The organism is Limnohabitans sp., from assembly GCF_046052825.1.
In the GTDB taxonomy this organism is placed as follows: domain Bacteria; phylum Pseudomonadota; class Gammaproteobacteria; order Burkholderiales; family Burkholderiaceae_C; genus Limnohabitans.
Window position 1 is genome coordinate 1 of record NZ_JAVLFP010000093.1, and the last position, 2,445, is coordinate 2,445.

A 2,445-nucleotide genomic window follows, 5' to 3' on the forward strand; every position below is an offset into this window, starting at 1 on the left:
GCGGCGGCGGCGGTGGTTCAACCTCCACCAATTTGGGCGCTGCGGCTTGGGGCACGGCTGACCAGAGTTCGGCTTCGGCCGACAAGGGCAGGTCTTGGTTCCACTGAATGCCAGCTGTCAGCGCCACCAACAGCAAGCCGTGCACAAACAAGGCGAGCGTCAACGAACGACCCGTGCCAGGCGCTGGCGGGGGTGCAAATTCAAGATGCTTGGCTTGGGCGCTCATGGCGGCAGGGGCTCACACTCAATCGACCAATTGCACGGCCAAGCCCACGCGTTGCACCCCGGCGCGTTGCAAGGTGTCCATGGCTTTGACCACCGACTCGTACTTGATGCTGCGGTCAGCCGTGATCACCACCGGCCCTTGCGCTGCTTCGCCTTGCAGTTGGCGCACATCGCGCGCCAGCATGTCCATTGAACTGCTGCGGGTGGACACCGTGGTGCCGGTGCTCTTGACGGTGATCTTGTCGTCTTTGCTGATCTCGATGTGGATCACTTGGTCGGGCACCGTGGCCGCTTTGCCCACGGTGGGCAAGTCGATCACGCTGGGCGAGATGAGTGGCGCGGTGACCATGAAGATGATCAGCAGCACCAGCATGACGTCGATGAAAGGCACCATGTTGATCTCGTTCATGGTGCGACGACCACGGCCGGAGCGGGGAGCGATGGAAGCCATAGGGGCCTTTGGACTCAGTGGGCCAGCGTGGTGGCGCTGACGTTGCGCTGCAAAATGTTGGAGAACTCTTCGATGAACGTCTCCAGCTTGATCGACACGCGGTCGATGTCACGCGAAAAGCGGTTGTAGGCCAGCACCGCCGGAATGGCAGCAAACAAGCCAATGGCGGTGGCCACCAAGGCCTCGGCAATGCCAGGGGCCACTTTGGCCAAGGTCACTTGCTGCATGCCGGCCAAGCCAGTGAAGGCGTGCATGATGCCCCACACCGTGCCAAACAAACCCACATAAGGTGAGACTGAACCGACCGAGGCGAGCATGGAGAGGTTGGATTCAATCGCATCCATCTCGCGTTGGTAGCTCGCACGCATGGCGCGGCGAGCGCCGTCCATCAACGCGCTGCTGTCGTTGATGCGACGCTCGCGAAGTTTTTGGTATTCGCGCATGCCACTGGCAAAGATGCGCTCCATCGGGCCCGAGGTTTTGGCGTTGTGAGCGGCCGCTGCGAACAACTCGTTCAAACTGGTGCCTGACCAGAAGTCGCGCTCGAATGCTTCGTTGAGTTCTTGGATGCGTTTGATCGAACCAATCTTGCGAAAGATCGCGGCCCAACTCACGATAGAAACTGTCATGAGCATCAGCACCACAACTTGCACAACCCAACTCGCGTTGAGCAATAAATGAATGATGGAAAAGTCTTGTGTCATGTCAGGCGTTCCAATACAGAAGAGGGGATTCTCGCAGGCTTCATGGTGGTGGCATCGACCCAGCCAATGCGAATCGTGCCTTCGCACAACAGTGTGTCGCCCAGCCAGGCTTGCTGCGCAATGACGAGGCTGGCGCGGCCACTTTCAGCCAAGGTGGCGGTGACGCGCAGACAGTCATCGAGCTTGGCGGGGCGGTGGTATTTGACGGTGGTTTCACTCACCACAAACATGCCACCTGTTGTTTCGCGCAAGGCGTGTTGGCCAATCCCAAGCGAGCGCAGCCATTCAGTGCGCGCACGCTCAAAAAATTTCAGGTAGTTGGCATAAAACACGATGCCCCCTGCATCGGTGTCTTCCCAGTAAACCCGAATGGGGTGTTCAAAAATAGCGCCCATGGCTTAGCCCAGCAAAGTGTGTAAACGGGCCACCGCCGTTTGCAACTCGGGCAAAGAGCGGGCAGTGGAAAAGCGCACAAAGCGTGAGGTGTCCGCATGGCCAAAGTCTCGGCCTGGGGTGATGGCCAGATTTGCTTGGTTCAGCACTTCAAATGCAAAGTCCCAGCTGCCTTGCACGCCCAGCTTTTGGGCGGCAGCCGAGCAATCGGCCCATGCGTAAAACGCGCCATCGGGCATGACAGGCACAGTCAGCCCCAAGGCATTCAGGGCGGGCACAAAGTAGTCGCGGCGGGCTTGAAACTCGGCACGTCGGTGCTCGTAGACGGCCAGGCTCTGGTCTTCAAAGCAAGCGAGCGCCGCATGCTGCGCCACGGTGCTGGCACAGATGAAGAGGTTTTGCGCCAAACGCTCCACCACTGGCACCAGCGCGTCAGGCACCACCAACCAGCCCAAACGCCAACCCGTCATGTTGAAGTACTTGCTAAAACTGTTGATGCTGATGATGCTGTCGTCTAGCCCCAAGGCCGATTGACCATACTGCGCGTCGTAGCTCAGGCTCAAATAAATTTCGTCAATCAAAGTGAAGCCACCGCGCTGCGACACCTCTTTGTGGATGGCGTGCAAGGCGTCGGGGTGAATCGAGGTGCCAGTGGGGTTGGATGGGGAGGCC

The 2,445-nt window shown here is 59.1% G+C and carries 4 protein-coding genes and 1 pseudogene; all 5 read right to left on the reverse strand.

Annotation, left to right across the window (positions count from 1 at the left end):
- Window positions 1–226: pseudogene (locus tag ACKWJN_RS15200) on the reverse strand (protein TolA); the annotation flags it as partial.
- 18 nt (window positions 227–244) lie between these two features.
- A complete protein-coding gene (locus tag ACKWJN_RS15205) occupies window positions 245–676 on the reverse strand; it encodes an ExbD/TolR family protein (RefSeq protein ID WP_408598291.1) in 432 nt (143 codons plus the stop codon).
- A gap of 14 nt (window positions 677–690) precedes the next feature.
- A complete protein-coding gene (gene tolQ, locus ACKWJN_RS15210) occupies window positions 691–1,380 on the reverse strand; it encodes a protein TolQ (protein WP_408598293.1) in 690 nt (229 codons plus the stop codon).
- Window positions 1,377–1,775, reverse strand: coding sequence for a tol-pal system-associated acyl-CoA thioesterase (gene ybgC, locus ACKWJN_RS15215; protein WP_408598294.1), 399 nt, complete (start codon window positions 1,773–1,775; stop codon window positions 1,377–1,379). The genes tolQ and ybgC overlap by 4 nt, the downstream gene beginning before the upstream one ends.
- 3 nt (window positions 1,776–1,778) lie before the next feature.
- A partial coding sequence (locus ACKWJN_RS15220; protein WP_408598296.1) for an aminotransferase class I/II-fold pyridoxal phosphate-dependent enzyme occupies window positions 1,779–2,445 on the reverse strand: 667 nt, incomplete at its 5' end.

What these genes read in the sequence shown, in the direction of transcription:
- ACKWJN_RS15205 (WP_408598291.1), bottom strand. Translation starts at nt 676, where the DNA reads ATGGCTTCCATCGCTCCCCGCTCCGGCCGTGGTCGTCGCACCATGAAC.
- tolQ (WP_408598293.1), bottom strand. Translation starts at nt 1,380, where the DNA reads ATGACACAAGACTTTTCCATCATTCATTTATTGCTCAACGCGAGTTGG.
- ybgC (WP_408598294.1), bottom strand. Translation starts at nt 1,775, where the DNA reads ATGGGCGCTATTTTTGAACACCCCATTCGGGTTTACTGGGAAGACACC.